This is a genomic window from Bartonella sp. TT67HLJMS, assembly GCF_042193375.1.
Classification (GTDB): Bacteria; Pseudomonadota; Alphaproteobacteria; order Rhizobiales; family Rhizobiaceae; genus Bartonella; species Bartonella grahamii.
Genome location: NZ_JBHILP010000006.1, coordinates 32,502 through 50,117, shown reverse-complemented (window position 1 = coordinate 50,117; position 17,616 = coordinate 32,502). Strand labels below are relative to the sequence as shown.

The window sequence follows — 17,616 nt, the reverse complement described above, 5'->3', positions numbered from 1 at the left end:
ATTACAGTTCCACGTTTTTACGATTTTGCAAATTCACAGAAAACAAGAAAACTTCTGATAAACAGCCAAAGCCTATTGCAAGCCTCTTGATTGGCATCAGCCCTTTTCAAACAGAGATCAGCGTAAAATGAGAAAAATAATCCATGCCCTCCTCCCAAGCTGTGAAGCAATGGCATGATCTAAAACTCACACCTCCCCCCATGACATGAGCGCTACATACGCTTTTTCAGCGCTGCATTTAATTGCCGCGTAACCTTGTAATACGATATCAAACGCTTTATAAAAGAAATATACAGTGCCACAATGGGTATTGTTAAGAAAAAATCAAAAACACCCCCCAGCAAAATGATCAAAACCACCGTCCAAGCTGCCGCCATTTCGTAATGCATTTTATCCCCTTCTCTTTATAAATTGATTGATTGGGTTGCTTCAGTCACTTCTTCCAATTGCTGAATCTTCTTTTTCAACCGAGAAGTTAAAATTTCACGAAGGATCACAATAACAGGGATCGTTGCAAAAATACATACCGATAAAAAAAACCAGAAAAACAAGAGAATGGCAAGATATTCAAATCTGCTCTCATCTATCTCAGCTATCCCTTTAGAGAAAATCACATAGACATAAGCTTTGAAAAACATAATGATGAAAGAGAGGCATGCGTGGAGGATATAATCTTTGCGTGAAAAAGCGAGCCATTTTTTTAACGAATAGGAACTTATCTGTGTTTCTAGTGCTAAGTTTTGCGGCACTCTCTCTTTTTCTTTTCCACTTTTTTCAAAGAAACAAAAACGCTGTGGGTGTTCTTTCATCAAACGTCTTTGTTTTTTCACTCTGTAATAGAGCCTCAAACGCTTTATTAAAGAATAATAAGGCGCCACAATAATCATATTCACAAAAATGGCAAAAACTGTAACTGCATTTAGAAGAAAACATCCAACCAGCAGAAACAAAATAAAAACCGCAGCCTCACCCCTCATGCGTATAGTCTCATTGATTAATCTCTTGCTGCTTTGTTTTTTCTTTTAGTTTTTTCTTTATTTTTTCCAATCTGCGCTCTTTAAAACGATCAACCCCCCAAAGGATCGGAAGAGGAGTGAGAAGACAAAACCAAATCAACACCGGTAAGAGAAAAATAAGATAACCAATTCCTTCCCATTTTATCCATTGCAACGGCTGTACCAGAGATTTTGCACCAGCAGGAACTTCTAAAGCCATCATGATAAGACATGTGCAAAACATAGTGAAAAAGCAGCGCCCTATTATCTCACAGCTCCTCACCCCTTTACGCCTTTCCACTGAAGACACCATAAATTTTTTGAATAAAAAGAAAGACACTTCAAATGTTGCTTTTTTCTCCTGCATTGTTCCCCTCTGCTTTTACACTTCGCGCTTTTTACGCATTATTTTTAGGTTTAAGCTCTTTTTAATTTATCTAAACTCTTTATTTTTCTCAATAAATTTTTTCATCAATCCTAATTTCTACATCCATATATTCTAACTCCCCATCCTTTATGTAAAGAATATCGGGACGATAGTTTTTTCCATCAACTTTACAAATCGCGTCCTTTTCGTAAACGAAATATCCCTGTTGTCTTAATTCTTCTCTTTTTTCCTCGATCAATTTTTCATAAGAATCTCTTCTTCTATTGCACAAACTGGGATCTATGGCTCTAAAATATTCATAGCTCTCCACCTCCATGGAAAAATCCTTTGCCGCCTGTTGAAGCAAATCGTAACTGGGTTGCTTTGTTTTTTCTACCGCCTTAGCGATTATCATCGCGCGTTCCAGATGCTCCTCTTCGATGCTTGTTTCAAAGCCCAGTCTCTCACCTTCCAGAAAGCTTTTGTGATAAGCGTGTAAGGTTTCAACATCGCCCATCAAAGCCAAAGCCGCAAGATAGCGCAGCGAATAAGGAGTCAATTGAGGGACTACAATTTTGTTTTCCCAAGGCAGGATACGATATTGAGAGCGAAGCATCTTGCCAAGATCAACATTTGTCATTGCCTTTTCTAAAGCTTTCTCGAGTGCACGACGTAAACGCTTGGCGCTTACCTTTTCTTCAAAAATTTCCAACCCCTTCACATCAAAACTCAAGTCAAGAGCAATCAAGCCTCCAGAATTATAAGGGTCTATCGTTTGGCAAGCCGCCGCATGGATACCAGAGCCCACCACAATTGCACGATCAAATCGCGGATACCCCTTCTCAGCATTATAAAGAAACTGCACTTCACGATCTGGTAAATAATAGGTGGCCAAATGATCCCCTTTTCCTTCAATTTCCACCCTCCATCCCAAACTCTTTAAAAGCGCCGTTGCACTTTCCATCGTTAGGATTTCCTCATCAGAAAGAGAAAACTCTTTTACCTCAGATAACGGCTTAATCATCGGCATTTCCTCACTGGACGGCTCAAAAGCGATAGGTTGTTCAAGCACGCGGCTTAATTCTTTTGTCACTTGGCAATATAGTCTCACCCGCTTGAAAGTAGAATAATACAATGCCCAAATAAACATCATGACTACAGCAGAAAGCAGCATGAAAAGCGTCAAGCCCGCACCCCACGAGAGTACAACAATAATATCCATCATTTTAATATCTATCATTTTCCCCACCCCTTATTCACTTTTTTGTCGATACGTAGCAGCTACCCGCTTCCAGATTGTTTGCTCCAACTTATCGATCTTTTTTTTCAACAAACGCGTAAAGATGATACGGACCACAAAGGCAACAGGGATGAACACAAAAGTTAAATCTAATATAAACTCCCCAATAGAAAAGAGAGCTGCTATGACATTCCCTTTCCACTCACGCCACATTAGTACGAAGAGAACCATTCTCAAAGTTACCACAATGAAAGCAATACAAAAGATGACTTTATAATTTTTGCGTGTCAGAAACGCTTCTTCAAGCGAAAACGACCGTGGTTCTTCATCCAATATTGCATTTTTTCCATTGCCCCTCATTTTTTATCCCTCATTTGTCTCAATTTTTAAGCTATTTTCATGAACCGAAGCTTTCGTCCTCACAATGAATGAGGGTTCATCAATATCAAGCGCTTGTATCCCTCATCTTTTATAAAGACAATATCAGCGGTGCATTTTTTTCCATCCACCTCAAACATCGCACGAAGAGAAGTGCTCCTACAACGCATGAGAATATGTAAAGACCGGTATTCATTTTCTGCCCTCCCTTCACGCACTGTTTTGTTGAGAAGCGGTTTTGCTCCGCTGCCAGATTGCTTGCTCCAACTTATCGATCTTTTTTTTCAACAAACGCGTAAAGATGATACGAACCACAAAGGCAACAGGAATGAGTACAAAAAGAAGCACTGATATAAAACCCAATATTAATGTTAAAATGAATAGGATATAATTCGACCACTCTGTCAAATCCCACTCAAAAAATATAAAGAGTGCCACTTTAAAAGCGGTAATAATAAAAGCAATACAAAAGATGATTTTATAATTTTTGCTTGTCAAAAACGCTTCTTCAAGCGAAAAAGACCGTGGCTCTTCATCCAATATTGCATTTTTTCCATTGCCCCTCATTTTTTATCCCTCATTTGTCTCAATTTTTAAGCCATTTTCATGAACCGAAGTTTTCGTCCTCACAATGAATGAGGGTTCATCAATATCAAGCGCTTGTATCTCTCATCTTTTATGAAAACAATATCAGCGGTGCATTTTTTTCCATCACCTTCAAACATCATGTTTTCATCACTCACAGTGTACCCCCTATTGTCTTAAGGCTTCTCTTTTCTCGTCGATTAAATTTTCATAAAAATATCTTCTTCTATTGCACAAATTTGGGTCTATGGCTCTAAAATTCTGAGTGCTCTTTTTATTTTCAGGAAGATAAGCTGCTTTCCAAAGAAAAAACCAACTGATGCAAGAAAATCATAACGAAATTGCTTTGTCTTTATGACGATTTTAATCATCAACAAAACCGGACCAAATGGACTTTTTCGATATTTTTTTCAAAGCCCAAACTTTCATCTTCCATAAAGCTTTTGTGAGAAGGGTGTAAAATTTTAACATCAGCCCTCAATACCAAAGCCCCAAGGGTGCACAGCAAAGAAGAAGTCCCTTGAGAGATATCATTATTTCCTTTTTCCAAGGCGGTGCCCCCATTTTGAAAGCCAAGCACACTGCCAAGATCAACCTCGTTCATCGCCCTTATCTAAAGCTTCCTCAAGCACACGGCGTAATCACCAAAGGCTTACCTCTTCCTCAAAAAATTTCCAATCCCTTTGCCTTAAAATCCACCCCTTTGCCTCAAAGCCTCGTTGTCAATCTGGCAAAGCCCTAAAATGATAAGGATTAATCATTTGGCAAGCCGCCGCATGGATACCAGCGCCTCCTACAATTCCATAATCAAATTGCACAAAACCTTTTTCATCCAGAAAGAGAAACTGTCCTTCACGGTCTCGTAAATAAATAACAGTCTCGTAAATAAATAGGTGTTCCCCTTGTCTTTCAATTTCTCTCCTCCACCCCAAGCTCTTTAAAAGCACTGTTGCACTTTCCATGGGGAAAAACGTCTTAATCAAAACTTGAGCTTTTGGCGCGCCTTCTTTATGCGCCTTGTCTCTCCACCTGCAAAAAAATGGGCTCTTCTTCCCCAAACACCAGAATATCTTTTGCTTTAAGTATAGATTTTTTGCTCTCAATATCGCTTGGTAAGGCACATTTTTATACTTGATAAAAAGAAAATAAGTTACAAGATTTTCTCTCTTAAAGAAAACACCAACAGCAAGTGAAGCCCAAGAACAATAACAGCCTCTCTTCACTTTTCGTCACACCCACGCAAGCAAAAACCTTACTCAAGCAAGAGCCTCAATTTTTCTCAAAAACACGACACAAATATAAAAAAGCATAAAACGAGAAGCACACCCATGCTCCTTAATGAACAAGTCAAAAGCAAGGCTCAATAAAAGCCTCTCTTCACTTTTTCCCCTCGCTCACTTTTCCCTCGCTCACATCGTATAAGATGACGGGAGCTCCTTTCTGCTCAACCTCTTCTTCCAATTGCCGCACCATTTTTTTCAACTGACCGGTCACGATAAAACGCATAATAAAAACAATCGGTAAGAATAAAAAAGTACAGGCAAGCATCCATGCCAGTGGCTCGAATACGACAAGAGAAACAAAGTCCTCCCCTCTCCATATCTTAACGACAACAGTTATAACTATTGGAGCAGTCGCCATGACCGTAGAAATATAAAATATTTTTTTATAGTCTTGCCAAACAAGAGAAAGCTGTTTTTTATCAAACATTCTGCTGCTTTTTATTTTTGAGAGATCTGTTTTAAGGCAATATCGCGTTCATTCAGCGCGCATTTCAGTTCCTTTTTCACGCGACAATAAAGCCGCGCACGCTTGATAAACAGGTAATAAACGGCAAAGAGCGGCCCCCATATTAAAACATTTAAAAGCGTAAAACACAGGAAAGAAATGGCTATTAATGTTATAAGACTACTCGTCATTTTGTCCCCCTACCACATTCTGCATACGGATTGCCTGATCGCGTTGTTTTATCGCTTCTTCCAATTGCTGAAGCGTTTTATTCAATTTTCTCGTTAATTTTATGCACATGATCCCAATGATCGGAAAAAAGAGAAAAATCCCTAACCATATAAGGCTCAACAGCTGCATGATATAGGCAACACTATCATTTTTCCACCATACAAAATTTGCGATAGAGCAAGAAGATTGCAAAACAGAAAAGAGAATAAGGATAAAAAAGATTATTTTACATTCTTTTGAAGAAAAGGGCAGAGATTCTTTGAAATTAAGAAAGCGCATTTTCGCATCAAGTGTCTCAAGCGCGAGATTGTGTCTTTTCATTTCTCCCCGATCATTGCGCAATTGTTGTATGGCTTGTTTTTGTTGCGTCGTACTCTTTTTCAAGTCTTGAGCGAGTTTAAAAGATAACTTCATATGCTTGATCAGCAGGTAAGGAAGCCTAACAATGACCATAACCATTAAAATGGCAATGATAACGAACCCTAAAAAAGCCAAATGCTGCATCATAATGCTCCCTTTTTTTCCCTATCGCATTGATGTGAAATCATCATTTTTATCCTCTGCTCAAACAAATGTTTCTAATTCCTTTACTGTTTCTTGCACGCCATACTGAAGGAAACTATGGAGAATTAAAATGACAGGTAAAGAAACAACAATACATGCCCAGACCCAAAACAGCAGTCGCATGACAAAATCAATCATGTGAAGCACTATCATAGGCGCGTAATTGTGCAAAAAAATTGCAGATTTTGGAAGAAAAGCTAAAAAAATGACAACACCTGTGCAAAGTGCAACCATAACGAAGGCGATAGAAAAGATCATAAAATAATCTTTTTTTGAGAGAAGCAAAGATTCTTGAAAAGAAAAGGCACTGAACTTTGTTGCAAGAACTGTATTCTGTCCTCTACCCTCTGCCTGATTATGCCTCAAATTCTGCGCTGCACCCTTTTTTAATTTTCGCTGCGTCGCCAATAACAAGATTGTCCGTTTTATCAACGAATAGTAAAGTGCAACGATTGTCACCACGGTAGAAAGGAATACCATAAAAATTGCAGAACAAATAAAAATTGCCGTCCCTACGGCAATCAACATTCCAATGATTAAAGAAGCGGTCACTTTTCCCCCTATTGTCTTCTGTTAAGAGATTGGTTGTCTAGCTGTTGCTGCTCTGGCAAGGTTTCCCATTGTAGCATCATTTCCTTCACATCCCGTTTAAATATGGCGTTAAAGACAAAAAAGAGCGGAAACAACCCAAAAAGAACAGCAAAAATCATTTGCGGCAAGAAACATAAAAAAGCCCAAACACTATTCCACCCCGCATCAAGCAAATGCTCGATGATAGGATTTTGAAAAGGATGTGCAAGGCTCTCCTGAATTATTTCCTGAAAACTTTCTTGTTTCATTTGTCTCATTGCTTGAAACTGTTCTTTGGACATAATGTGAAAAAATTCCAAAGGTCTCATATAGACAGTCGCGGAAAAAAGCACCAACAAGAGGATAGCCAAACAACAAATGATGATATAATCGCCTGTTGAAAGCATCATCCATTTTTTGAAAGTTGCCGATTGATCCAACACTGGCTTCGATACAAAAGCCTTATCTCCCTTATGGGCAGATTGGTGTTGTGATTTATCTTCGATCATACGGATACTCCCCCACTTCTAAAATTCCCACTCTTCAATATTTGATAGCACGCCACCAGCGCGGCAAATTCGCTTAGCACTCTTCTCAGAGTAAAGCAAGCACTATAAATCCCCTCTAAATATTTTATTCACTTAAGGCCCTATACGCGCTTATACATGACGCGCTTACAAGCCCAAACACCCCTTTCCCTCTCTTTATCGATCACATAAACCCTAAAAGACACCGTTTTAAAAAAAATCCAACAAATATCTAATCTAAAAAACATCCCATGTGGAAAACTGACATGCCCACCATAAACGACAGTGTTTTCACCGCTTAAATGAAGCCGAGTATATATAAAGCAAAGGATGATGATATTCCTTGCTCATCTCAAAGAATAAAGATTTTAAAACCCACCTCAGTTTGTCAACAATCCCATTGCTCTTAAGTGCACTCCGCCTGCTGAGCACTTATGGGTTCCACTTGCATAAAGCGCTCTACGAACAACTTCTCCCTTAACACAAATCCTTCTTTAACATTGGCACCTAATATTTTAATACTTAATGCGTCAAACGTTGTAATGCCTCATAAGCCTTCCTATCCCCGCCTCAAATGACAGTATTTTATGGCATAACAAGATAAAAAACATTTTCACAAGCACTTTGTATCTTGATCATCAACACATCCTAAATGCTATAAGATTCTCTCATTTCAAATCTATCCCCTGTTGAATCAATCAAATTTATTTGCTTGTACGTAAAAAGTGGAGGAGCCATGCGGAGTGAAATTGTACAATGAAAATGCCTCTTATAAACCTTCTCAAATGCCAAGAGCTTGTAATACATATTGGGAATTGGCAAAATATGCGATGATACCAGCTTACGCTTTTATGAATCCTAAAAATGATGATCCTCAATAAAGTTATATTGTCATGGGCTTTTATATTATCATGAAAGCTTTACCATGATACCCTTCTTGAGCCACCGTCGTGAAATGGGCTCGAGCACATGTAAGAGATGTCTCTTAAAAACAAGCGCGTGAATATGCCGCAATAAGTATATTCCGTTTGAGGCATTGTGTATGACGTAAGAGATGTGCCCCCAGAATGTGAGAAACAAGAACGCGATAAACAAAAGCGTGAAGCAATAAGCACGCCCCACAAACCAAACCAAACAACCGATTATCTAAAATGCGCCCACAGCAGCTTTGCAATTTTTCAATTCTCATTTTAAAATTTCTTGATTCAAAAAGCCCCTATTTTAAAATTAAAAAAGAAATGTCTTACACCTCATAGCCCCCACCTTTATAAAAGCATCTCTTAATAAACGCCTCTTTTATCAAGCTACCTGCCACTTATAAAGCTTCTTTGGATATTGCATCCCGTCATTTAACCATTTTAAGTGACCACCTCCCTTTTTATGATGAAATCCATTAAAACAGCAAAAATGAAAATATCCTCCATAAAAGATGATCCTAAATTGCTTGATCCTCTACAGTTTATTTTGTTATTTTGAACTGATGAACCATATTTTACTTGAAAAGATAAGGATCTTATGCTATTATAAGGACATTGAAAAGTTTGTTTTTTTAAGCTCTGTGCCGCTCAAAAAAAAGATAAAATCCTCTATAAAGGATAAATGTATATTTCGCAGCTTAATCTACATCAGACATCTTGGTACAGCGCCCAATAAGAAAACCCCAATATGCCTCTCAATAACAAAGCTCAACGGATGATAAAAATCCACGAATAATAAAAACAATGACTTTTCAAAGATGAAACTGAAAAGTTTCCACAAAGCGCTCATGAGAAAGAAGGCAAATAATCCTATTAGAAAAGACTTCCTATTAGAAAGACGACGCCATACCCATAAAACATCATTCTTGTTTATTTATTCACATGTGACAAAAGTTTCTTTTCAACTGTTCCAGAGCAGTTGAGAAATCTTTAGAGAGCAAATAATCCGCTATCCATGAAAAAATAAGCACGATAGGAGCGAGAAATGAGACTGATAGGGATAAGATAAAAATGGCAAGAAACACCTTAAAGATGATTTTTTCGCCCCACACCGTTGCTGTTCTTTGTGCTGAAAGACGCCTTTAGTATCCGTTTCTCCTTTGATCTGCAACGGCTCATATTCCACCAATATTTGCTCCCCTCAGTATTTGCTCCCCAGTATTTGCTCAAAGTGCTTTTTACATCACTGTCCCCCATCAACAGACAGTTTATTTTTCATTTAAATGGTTAAGTTCATGAAAATACGTAAAAAACGCGGTAGACCGAGAATAACAGGCAAACTCAGAGAGCCCAATGGCCGTATTTCACGTGCCAAAAGCCCCAGCGAATCTGCGCTTCAATCTGCGATTGAAATGCGTGCAAAACACTTTGGGTTAAGCCTTGAAGAAGCGAAAAATCCGCTTGTCGGAACCTATATTGGGCGTCTTTGTTTGCTTGGCTATAAAGGGGATTCATCAGGCATCAGTAAAGAGCAATATGACACGGCGCAACGATACTTGCAAATCAGAAACGACTATTTATGTGCAAAAGGCTTACCAAACGGCTATTATGATGGTTTTACGCACAGCGCATCAGATGAGAAAACAAAAAAGCAATGGATTCAAAGAGCAACGAATTGCTATGAAGATATGCAAGAAGCGATTAAAGAAGCGCAATATTTGCATCGTCAACACAACTTTCATGCGGCATTACAATATCTTGTTATAGAAGATCAACCGCTGCCTAATCTTGTTGGTTCGTTGCGTATTATTCTTGATGCCCTTTATAAACATTTTGACTGTTCTAGCAAAAAGAGCATTGGCTAAAAACACCCATCGTTTTCTCTTCCTCACAGGATAAAGATTACAAAACCTCCTTTGTAACATGCCTCTTTGTAACCAGCTCCGTTGTAAAGAAATAATCCTTCTTGGCAAGTTACACTTGAGATCCACCGAACTTGCCTTTCATAGAATTTCATGGGATTGACGAGCTTAAAGCACACAACAAACAAGCTTTAAAATATCCACCACGCCCTTTAAAAAACGCTTCAACCTGTCAAAGAGACTTATCACCATACCTCAAACTATATACCTACCCATGCCTCAAAGGACAATAATTCACAGCATATTTCACGGCATAGGCAAAATAAATATTGTCTCCCCTCTCCAGACAGCAACATTTTCCCCATCACCTCCCCTCTCCATCACCTCCCATTGTAACAAACAGCCCTCATCATCCACTTTTCCCCAATATCGCGACATCCTTAGCTCTTGAGACAATTCATTATAGTCATTGTGCGTCTTTTCTTGTACAATTCTATACGGCTTTCCTGATCTTATGACGAACAAGAGACATGGCTTTGACTGCAGCATAATCTGGATTTCTCATTCAAGATCAATACCGACTAAAACATCATTATAAATCAACAGCTTATTATTAAACGCCCCATTGATTTTTTTACAAAATTAAAAGCATCATCCCTTAAACGAAAGAAAAAGCCCCCACCAACAATCTCCTCCCTCATCAACAACTGTACCGGTAACCATCCACTCATCACGCCACCGCTAATAGGACAGCCAGCACAGCCCCAATCGCCAACACCTACGCTTTGCCTCCGTAATATCTTCCAACCATCACCTTCCCAATTCCATCAATAAAATACCACGGATTTCAAAACCACAATTCTCTCCTCTCCCTTCACCTTGCCCCCTCCTTTTTCAAAGGAGGAAAAGCATTTATGGTAATCAATACATCTTTATACAGAAACCTTTAGAGCCCCCTATAGCCATTCGAAGAGCCATCACGCCCTCTAACCACCTACGAGCCCCCACTTTAAGTCATCCACCACGGGAAATCCCCTGCGCAACACCTAAGCTTTGCCCCCGCAACACCTTCCAATCATCACCTTCCTAATTCCATCAATAAAATACCACGGATTTCAAAACCACAATTCTCTCCTCTCCCTTCACCTTGCCCCCTCCTTTTCTCAAAGGAGGAAATGTTTTTTGCCGCATCAAAAACTTTCCCATTAAAACAACATATTTTACTGCATAGCTAATGAATGAGCTTTTTTCTGTAGATTTTTTGCCACAATAAAAAGGAAAAATCGTCGTTTTGCTGTTGACAGAATATGAAAAATCGTATTTAATGACAGGTGCGGTAAGGGGTTTTTTGCGTCCAGATTTCATCATTAAATTTTCGCATTATTATAGACTGTTATAAACTGTGTGTTTCGCGACAATGTTTAAAACTTTACGGTTTGAAGGTATCTTTCATTTTTTTCTGACTGTTTTCTTTTGCATCATCCAATTTGCATCACCAACAGCCCTGTAATTTTGAGATTTTCAAAACAAGCCGTATTCACGGGCTCCCAATAGAACGCCCTAATAATCCCCCCATAAAATACCAATATCATACATCACAGCAATGATGAGCAATACACGCATAAAAATATGAAAACGGCAACAATATGCTTTCATCGCCTCATCTTTCAAAATGCAAAGGCTTGTTTTTCAAAACATTGTTTAGCCAAAATTGAAGAAGATAATATCACCTATCGATCATCAACATGGAGGCTAAGATTATGAAGCCACAAGATTTCCCCCCACCTCATTCCTCACAAACCCCAGAAGGGGCAAGTGCACCTGAAGGGGCGTATGCAAATGCATCATTAGACACTCTTACTGCACATTTAGAACAGCTTAACATTGAAAAAATAAAAAACACCCCTTTCAACCGTGCAGAGTTAAAAGATATTGTTGCTGGTTTAGAACAGCATAATGCCGATGGCAGTTGGATCAAAAATTATTATGATATTTTAGATCTTTACATGATGCCAGCCTTGGTCGATCAAGCAAATCGTAAATATCCAGAGATGAATCTCAAACTTACAAGCCCCCCTGACGGCTTTGCCCTTGCACTCAAAGACACTTTTGAGCGCGGTATAACATCTTCCAGATTTATTGTTAACGCACAAGATAGGGGAATTCATTTTGCGGTTGTCGATCATCAAACCATTGATAATAAAACATCTTTGATCTTTTTTGAACCGACCTTACTGCGTGACACGCTTCCCGCATTACTTGCATTAAGGACGCGACAATCCATTGAACATCACCAATTTCCGAATATTCATTTTGCCATGGTAGAAATGGATATTCAACGAAGCTCCTCTGAATGTGGAATGTTCAGCTTAAGCCTTGCCAAAAAGCTTTATCTCGAAGCTCAAAAATTAGAAAGACTACACAAAGATAATATTAAGGGTGTGTTATGTGAACCAGACACGCCTTTACCTGCTGAAAAATTAGATCCATATCTTCCGGCTCGTTTATACAAACACGTGCAAGGCAGAAGACGTCTTGGGGAATATCTAAAAGCCAACCCAGAAGCAGCACATGAAAAAGTAAACAAAAAAGGCGAAACTCTGAGAGAGAGATTTGAAAGAAGCTTAAGTTCAGCAGAAGGAAAAACTGTTTCTGTTTCACAACACAGAAAAAGAGCGACGGAATACAAATCTCTGATGATGTAATGAGTGTTTTAGCCATATCCGTATTCCACATCCACAAAGAATGAAGCTTTGCGGCTTTACGATTAAGCATAAATTGCTGTCAGCCAATCTTCTTTTCCCTTTGAAAGAAGTAACAATGCAAAAAGTGAGCAATTAGCTCTTCAAACAAAAGGCAAAACAATCGTATTCTATTAAAAGCAGCCCATTTTAAAGCCCGTATTTTAAGACTTTGAACAAACATAAAACACGCAAGTTTTGAAAAGACCTGCCCGCACTTTCTTATAAAGCAGCCGAAAAATGATTTTTTCCTTAATCTTCAAGAGATAAAGGTTCTTTTTCAAAACATCATTTGGTCAAAATATAAGAAAATAATATTGCCTCCCGATTATAACCACGGAGGTTTATATTATGAAGCCACAAGATTCAAAAGATACTGCCGCTCATGCCTCACAAATAGCAGAAAGTAACATCGAAAATGAATCCTTAGAAAGCCTTATTGCCCGTTTAGAACAACTCAACGCTCCTCAAAAAGAAGAGAGCACCTTGAGTCAGGAAAAGTTGAAAGCTATTATTACAGACTTAGAGGATGATCTCGTCACCGGCCGTTGGATTAACTCTTATTATGAAAATATAGATATTAGATTGATGCCGGCTCTCGTAGAAAAAGCAAACAGCAAATATCCAGAAATGAATCTCAAATTGGCTCTTACAGCAGAAGAGTTTTCGCACGCACTAAAAGAAGTGGTTGAGAGCGACGCAAAATCTGCTCGATTTATAGTAAATTCGGGAAGCAAAATCCACTTTGCAGTCCTTGATTATCAAAAAGTTGATGACAAAATCTCTTTGATTATGCTTGAACCTACAACATTTCAGAATATCACTGCTTGCAAACTAGGGATAAAAATAAATCAAACCCTTCAATGTCTTCAACTGCCTCCTTATTCTTTTACCACGGCAGAAATGGATATTCAGCGAAGTTCTTCTGAATGTGGGATGTTCAGCTTAAGCCTCGCCAAAAAGCTTCATCTTGAATCTGATAAATTAGCAAGATTGCACAAAGATAATGTTAAGGGTGTATTATGTGAACCCAATTCATCTTTATCTGCTGACAAGTTAGATTCCTATCTTCCCATCAGTTTATACAAACATGCGCAAGGAAGAAAACGTCTAGAACAATATTTAAAAACCAATCCGGATGCTGAACATGAAACAGTAAACAAAAAAGGTGAAACTCTGAGAGAGAGATATGAAAAAAACTTAAGAACAACAGAAGGAAAAACTGTTTCCGTTTCCTCCCACCAAAAAAGGCTCACTGAATACAAATCTTTGATGATGTAATTGAGGTTTTTTCCATACCCATAAAGAACGAGGCTCTGCTGCTTGACAGTGAGGTGCAAATTGCTGTTAGCAAATCTTCTTTTCCGTTTGTCAGCAGGTAAAGATGCAAACAACAAACAACGTGACCTCTTAAAGACAAAAGGCAAAACAGAACTGTTCTATCAAAATCTGTCGATTTTAAAATTGTATCAAAATTCCAAAGCTCTTCTTAACAATGATCCATATTTGAATAGACAGAAGGCTGAATGCATAAAATATTTTATGATTTTAGCTGTTAAGTAAAAGCACCCGCCTCCTCCTGTAGCTTTTTTCTAAGAGTTGTCCGCTTTTATCTCAAGCGCCTCCACATCAGTACCACCTGCCAAAACAACCGCAAACAGCCGCTCTCTTGTCCCTCACAATCAACACCATCTGTTCTCCCCATCTCTCCCCCCTCACAACCACCGCCAAAACAACCGCCAAAACAACCGCAATCACCAACACCAATGCTAACACAAATCATTATGCACCCCTCCCAACCCCTGCCGCGCCAACAGTGCCTTCTAAGAATTCCATTCACCAACATATATGTCACCCCTCCAACCTCACCTCTCATGCCACCGCTAACACAGCCGTAATGCCCGCCGTAATGCCGCCGTAATACCATTGCGTACATCAACACAATCGCCAACCTCACCAACATCAATAAGACCAGCACCAATAAGACCCTATCAACAAACCAGCACCAAGTCTCAAAACCAACAACATCTCTCAACGGAAAACACCAGCCAAACCATTATCCCACTTGGCCAACCATTATCCCACTTGCCCAGCCATTATCCCACCCCTTAAGACGACACAACTAACCTTTTGATTTCATTAAATTTTCACGTATTGTCTGTTTTTGCAGAGTGAAAATTTTCATTTTTAATATGTCGACCAGCCTCACGTTAACGTGAGGCTTTATTTTATGGAGAAGCAAATGAGAAAAATATCATCAGCAGGGCTTGCACTCATTAAACAATGGGAAGGATTGCGTTTGAACGCCTATAAGGATGCCATCGGGGTATGGACAATTGGCTATGGACATACCAGCGCTGCTGGCGAACCGTTCGTTCACAAGGGCATGATCATTACTGAAAAACAAGCAGAAGAAGTTCTTTCTCAAGATTTAAGACAATTTGAAAATACCGTTGAAAAAAATGTGACGGTTTCCTTAACGGATGAACAATTCGCCGCGCTCGTATCGTTTTGCTATAATATAGGAACATCAGCTTTTTGTAATTCGACCCTGCTCAAAAAACTCAATAACGGCGAATATGAAGCCGTCCCTGCTGAATTACAAAAGTGGACCAAAGCAGGAGGAAAGCGTCTTCACGGTTTAGTGCACCGTCGTGCAGCCGAAGCAGGACTATGGGCAAAAGGGGCTTATGTCTCTCCCAACTACCAAACCGTAGAAACGCAAGAACCAATGGGATTTTTCAAAGCAGAAGCGCTTACACCGATTATTGGTTCTTTTTCTGGACTTGGAGGCCTATTGGCAGGCAATGGTCCCATCCAATGGGCATTGGCAGCCATTATGGTTTTAGCCGCCTGTGCTGGTATCTTCTTTGTGGCAAAACGGTTTCGGGAGCAGCGCTTATAATGTGGTGGATGAAAAAAAATCTAATGATAACAGGAGCGGCTCTGACCGCTTTTTTTATCGCTTTAGCAAAAGTTTTCACTCTTGGAAAAAAGATTGAACAACAAAAGCAAATAGAAAAAACACTAAAGTCATCAACAACACGGCTAGAGGTGGAAAATGAAATTAATCAAAAAAGTGATCCTGATGTACGCGCTGCTCTTACTCACTGGTTGCGCGATAAAAACAATAAATGAGCCTTTTTCTTGCGTTGGTTGGATGCCCATTTATTTAGACAAAAAAGATCTCAATATCATCAGCTCAAATCTCGCAAGAGATATTTTAAAGCATAACAAACAAGGGGAAGGCTTGTGTGGGTGGAAACATGGCTAGAAAAAAAACAGAAAAACAAACAGAGCTTACAGAAAAGGAAAAAGAAATCCTACAAGAAATCATCACGACTTATAAAAGTGTAAAAATAATGTCACGCTATACGAAGTGGATTATATTCATCATTTTCTTATTAGCGCTTGATTTTTCACGTATCGTGGATGCATTGGCAAATATTTTTACACAAAAATCGAATATTCAGCTCTAAAATAAATAAAAAACATGAGACGTGTTAAATCTTTTTTTAAAAATATAAAAAGCCATTCGTTATTTTTTGAAAACACGGAGATTTTATTGATGATTTTTCACGTCTCATGGGAAATTTTTCCACACTCTTCACAAACGCTTTCATGAAATGAATTTAGAAGCATGAAGAAAGATTTTTAACAAACGCATAAGTCAACAACTTTGCTAACATAAGAAAATGATCATACCAACGTACATTTTTAAATAACCTATTGATAATAAAAAATATTTTATACTCTTCACAAATCCCATCGGGAAGATACCATCGCGAAAAAATTTAAAAATATTTAGAGATATTTTTTTAATAATTGCATAAGTAAACAACGCAAAAAGTATTAACTTGCCTAAAATCCCCTTTCTTTACACTTTAAAAAAAGAGCAATCAGACACCACCCTACGCATTACCAATCCCAATATTTATAAAAACCCCCATTTATAAAAACTCTGTTTATAAAAAACTGACTATTTGAAAATATTCATGAGAGGCATTTTTATTTTCTTTAAGTATTTTACCCTAGCTCCCTCCACTTGTGAGGTATAAGAAAATGCTTGAGAGTATTTCAACATAAAAGAGAATTGAAATGAAAAAATCCACCGCAATAAAAGCGTTTCTCCATTAAAATTTTTGCCATTAAAATCCATTAAAAACGTGAAACAACACGACGACTGTCATTATTTGCAAAATTTGCAAGAATGCAATGCTCTTGAAAACCGTAAAGCCACATCACATTGATTTATAACTATCATTAAGCACTCTTCAACTTGAATTAAAACCCTGCATATCGTGGGATTCTCTCATTTCCAAACCTGTTTCTTTTGAAACAATCCAAACCATGTCGCTTGCACATTACAGTGTATGGGTCAAAACTATACAAGCAAGGCACGCCTCACCGTCTCAGGAACTAGCGGCTTGTCATAACATTGAGAGCTGAAAACATGTATGATAACGTTCGCGTATTCTTTTATTAAGCATAAAGATGATCATGCCCTATAGTTTTATGTACCTCATGAGAACTTTGCCCTTATACCATTCACAAATCCATTGCGAAATCGGTGTGACAAGCAAGATGTCTCTTAAAAACACGTCAATATGCAAAAATATATATTTGGAGACAAATATATTTGCGGCTTTTCTATTTTACGTGAGGGATTTCACAAAAAAAAGATACGAAGGTATATGCCATTTTAGCCCCTGCGAATTGTAGATTGGCTAGGATTTCGTCTGTGGTGTAGCGATTACGCATAACGATGATACAACGCTTATTGGAGTTCTCATTGACCTTTAAACGTCTATCCACCCTATCAATCTTTTTATTTTCCTCACGCACACTTGAGTGGACGTAGCTACCGTCCATGTGAATTTCACCATTTAGCGAAAACAAATCTTTTTGGGC

24 protein-coding genes are annotated in these 17,616 nt (G+C 38.5%); 8 read left to right on the top strand and 16 right to left on the bottom strand.

Features of this window, described 5'->3' with window-relative positions:
• Positions 1–212 precede the first annotated feature (212 nt).
• The 13 genes from ACFIJQ_RS04890 to ACFIJQ_RS04830 all read right to left on the bottom strand — a co-directional run bounded on the left by ACFIJQ_RS04890 (position 213) and on the right by ACFIJQ_RS04830 (position 7,167).
• A complete protein-coding gene (locus ACFIJQ_RS04890) occupies positions 213–389 on the bottom strand; it encodes a hypothetical protein (protein ID WP_375628829.1) in 177 nt (58 codons plus the stop codon).
• A 15-nt stretch (positions 390–404) separates the two neighbouring features.
• A complete protein-coding gene (locus ACFIJQ_RS04885) occupies positions 405–977 on the bottom strand; it encodes a hypothetical protein (protein WP_375628827.1) in 573 nt (190 codons plus the stop codon).
• 10 nt (positions 978–987) lie between these two features.
• Positions 988–1,239, bottom strand: coding sequence for a hypothetical protein (locus ACFIJQ_RS04880; protein ID WP_375628825.1), 252 nt, complete (start codon positions 1,237–1,239; stop codon positions 988–990).
• A 211-nt stretch (positions 1,240–1,450) separates the two neighbouring features.
• Entirely contained in the window at positions 1,451–2,587 is a 1,137-nt protein-coding gene (locus ACFIJQ_RS04875) for a DUF6990 domain-containing protein (protein ID WP_375628940.1), read from the bottom strand.
• 27 nt (positions 2,588–2,614) lie between these two features.
• Positions 2,615–2,962 carry a hypothetical protein gene (locus tag ACFIJQ_RS04870; protein WP_375628823.1) on the bottom strand — a complete coding sequence of 116 codons (348 nt, stop codon included), beginning with the start codon at positions 2,960–2,962 and terminating at the stop codon, positions 2,615–2,617.
• A 228-nt stretch (positions 2,963–3,190) separates the two neighbouring features.
• Positions 3,191–3,547 (bottom strand): hypothetical protein, encoded by a 357-nt coding sequence (locus ACFIJQ_RS04865; protein ID WP_375628821.1) that lies wholly within the window; start codon positions 3,545–3,547, stop codon positions 3,191–3,193.
• 388 nt (positions 3,548–3,935) lie between these two features.
• Positions 3,936–4,169: a hypothetical protein gene (locus ACFIJQ_RS04860; RefSeq protein ID WP_375628819.1), complete on the bottom strand. Its 234-nt coding sequence runs from the start codon at positions 4,167–4,169 to the stop codon at positions 3,936–3,938.
• Between the two features lie 118 nt (positions 4,170–4,287).
• Positions 4,288–4,548: a hypothetical protein gene (locus tag ACFIJQ_RS04855; protein ID WP_375628817.1), complete on the bottom strand. Its 261-nt coding sequence runs from the start codon at positions 4,546–4,548 to the stop codon at positions 4,288–4,290.
• A 394-nt stretch (positions 4,549–4,942) separates the two neighbouring features.
• On the bottom strand, positions 4,943–5,275 hold the full coding sequence (locus ACFIJQ_RS04850; protein ID WP_375628815.1) for a hypothetical protein: 333 nt from the start codon (positions 5,273–5,275) through the stop codon (positions 4,943–4,945).
• Between the two features lie 11 nt (positions 5,276–5,286).
• Positions 5,287–5,484 (bottom strand): hypothetical protein, encoded by a 198-nt coding sequence (locus tag ACFIJQ_RS04845; RefSeq protein WP_375628813.1) that lies wholly within the window; start codon positions 5,482–5,484, stop codon positions 5,287–5,289.
• Complete coding sequence (locus ACFIJQ_RS04840; RefSeq protein WP_375628811.1) at positions 5,474–6,031, bottom strand: hypothetical protein; 558 nt, start codon at positions 6,029–6,031, stop codon at positions 5,474–5,476. Before ACFIJQ_RS04840 ends, ACFIJQ_RS04845 begins: the two co-directional genes overlap by 11 nt.
• 57 nt (positions 6,032–6,088) lie before the next feature.
• Positions 6,089–6,640: a hypothetical protein gene (locus ACFIJQ_RS04835; RefSeq protein ID WP_375628809.1), complete on the bottom strand. Its 552-nt coding sequence runs from the start codon at positions 6,638–6,640 to the stop codon at positions 6,089–6,091.
• A gap of 8 nt (positions 6,641–6,648) precedes the next feature.
• The gene (locus tag ACFIJQ_RS04830; protein ID WP_375628807.1) at positions 6,649–7,167 is read right to left on the bottom strand and encodes a hypothetical protein; all 519 of its coding nucleotides are present in this window, start codon (positions 7,165–7,167) and stop codon (positions 6,649–6,651) included.
• A gap of 761 nt (positions 7,168–7,928) precedes the next feature.
• Here ACFIJQ_RS04830 and ACFIJQ_RS04825 point away from each other — a divergent pair.
• Complete coding sequence (locus ACFIJQ_RS04825; RefSeq protein ID WP_375628805.1) at positions 7,929–8,066, top strand: hypothetical protein; 138 nt, start codon at positions 7,929–7,931, stop codon at positions 8,064–8,066.
• Between the two features lie 1,331 nt (positions 8,067–9,397).
• On the top strand, positions 9,398–9,967 hold the full coding sequence (locus tag ACFIJQ_RS04820) for a hypothetical protein (protein ID WP_375628803.1): 570 nt from the start codon (positions 9,398–9,400) through the stop codon (positions 9,965–9,967).
• Between the two features lie 303 nt (positions 9,968–10,270).
• Here ACFIJQ_RS04820 and ACFIJQ_RS04815 read toward each other — a convergent pair whose 3' ends face one another.
• A complete protein-coding gene (locus ACFIJQ_RS04815; RefSeq protein WP_375628801.1) occupies positions 10,271–10,402 on the bottom strand; it encodes a hypothetical protein in 132 nt (43 codons plus the stop codon).
• Positions 10,403–11,724: 1,322 nt separating this feature from the next.
• Between ACFIJQ_RS04815 and ACFIJQ_RS04810 the strand changes: the two genes are divergently transcribed.
• Together ACFIJQ_RS04810 and ACFIJQ_RS04805 are read left to right on the top strand one after the other, a co-directional pair.
• Entirely contained in the window at positions 11,725–12,669 is a 945-nt protein-coding gene (locus tag ACFIJQ_RS04810; protein WP_375628800.1) for a YopJ/AvrA family T3SS effector serine/threonine acetyltransferase, read from the top strand.
• A gap of 387 nt (positions 12,670–13,056) precedes the next feature.
• A complete protein-coding gene (locus tag ACFIJQ_RS04805; RefSeq protein ID WP_375628798.1) occupies positions 13,057–13,986 on the top strand; it encodes a YopJ/AvrA family T3SS effector serine/threonine acetyltransferase in 930 nt (309 codons plus the stop codon).
• 328 nt (positions 13,987–14,314) lie between these two features.
• Here ACFIJQ_RS04805 and ACFIJQ_RS04800 read toward each other — a convergent pair whose 3' ends face one another.
• Positions 14,315–14,740: a hypothetical protein gene (locus ACFIJQ_RS04800; protein ID WP_375628796.1), complete on the bottom strand. Its 426-nt coding sequence runs from the start codon at positions 14,738–14,740 to the stop codon at positions 14,315–14,317.
• A 207-nt stretch (positions 14,741–14,947) separates the two neighbouring features.
• Between ACFIJQ_RS04800 and ACFIJQ_RS04795 the strand changes: the two genes are divergently transcribed.
• Genes ACFIJQ_RS04795 through ACFIJQ_RS04780 form a run of 4 tightly spaced genes read left to right on the top strand, consistent with a single transcriptional unit; the run spans position 14,948 to position 16,184 of the window.
• Positions 14,948–15,610, top strand: coding sequence for a lysozyme (locus tag ACFIJQ_RS04795; protein ID WP_273788510.1), 663 nt, complete (start codon positions 14,948–14,950; stop codon positions 15,608–15,610).
• The gene (locus tag ACFIJQ_RS04790) at positions 15,607–15,843 is read left to right on the top strand and encodes a hypothetical protein (protein ID WP_273788536.1); all 237 of its coding nucleotides are present in this window, start codon (positions 15,607–15,609) and stop codon (positions 15,841–15,843) included. Before ACFIJQ_RS04795 ends, ACFIJQ_RS04790 begins: the two co-directional genes overlap by 4 nt.
• Positions 15,767–15,979, top strand: a complete 213-nt coding sequence (locus ACFIJQ_RS04785; RefSeq protein ID WP_273788509.1) for a hypothetical protein — start codon at positions 15,767–15,769, stop codon at positions 15,977–15,979. The genes ACFIJQ_RS04790 and ACFIJQ_RS04785 overlap by 77 nt, the downstream gene beginning before the upstream one ends.
• Complete coding sequence (locus tag ACFIJQ_RS04780) at positions 15,972–16,184, top strand: hypothetical protein (protein ID WP_273788508.1); 213 nt, start codon at positions 15,972–15,974, stop codon at positions 16,182–16,184. The genes ACFIJQ_RS04785 and ACFIJQ_RS04780 overlap by 8 nt, the downstream gene beginning before the upstream one ends.
• Positions 16,185–17,355: 1,171 nt before the next feature.
• Here ACFIJQ_RS04780 and ACFIJQ_RS04775 read toward each other — a convergent pair.
• Positions 17,356–17,604 carry a transposase gene (locus ACFIJQ_RS04775; protein ID WP_375628794.1) on the bottom strand — a complete coding sequence of 83 codons (249 nt, stop codon included), beginning with the start codon at positions 17,602–17,604 and terminating at the stop codon, positions 17,356–17,358.
• Between the last annotated feature and the right edge of the window lie 12 nt (positions 17,605–17,616).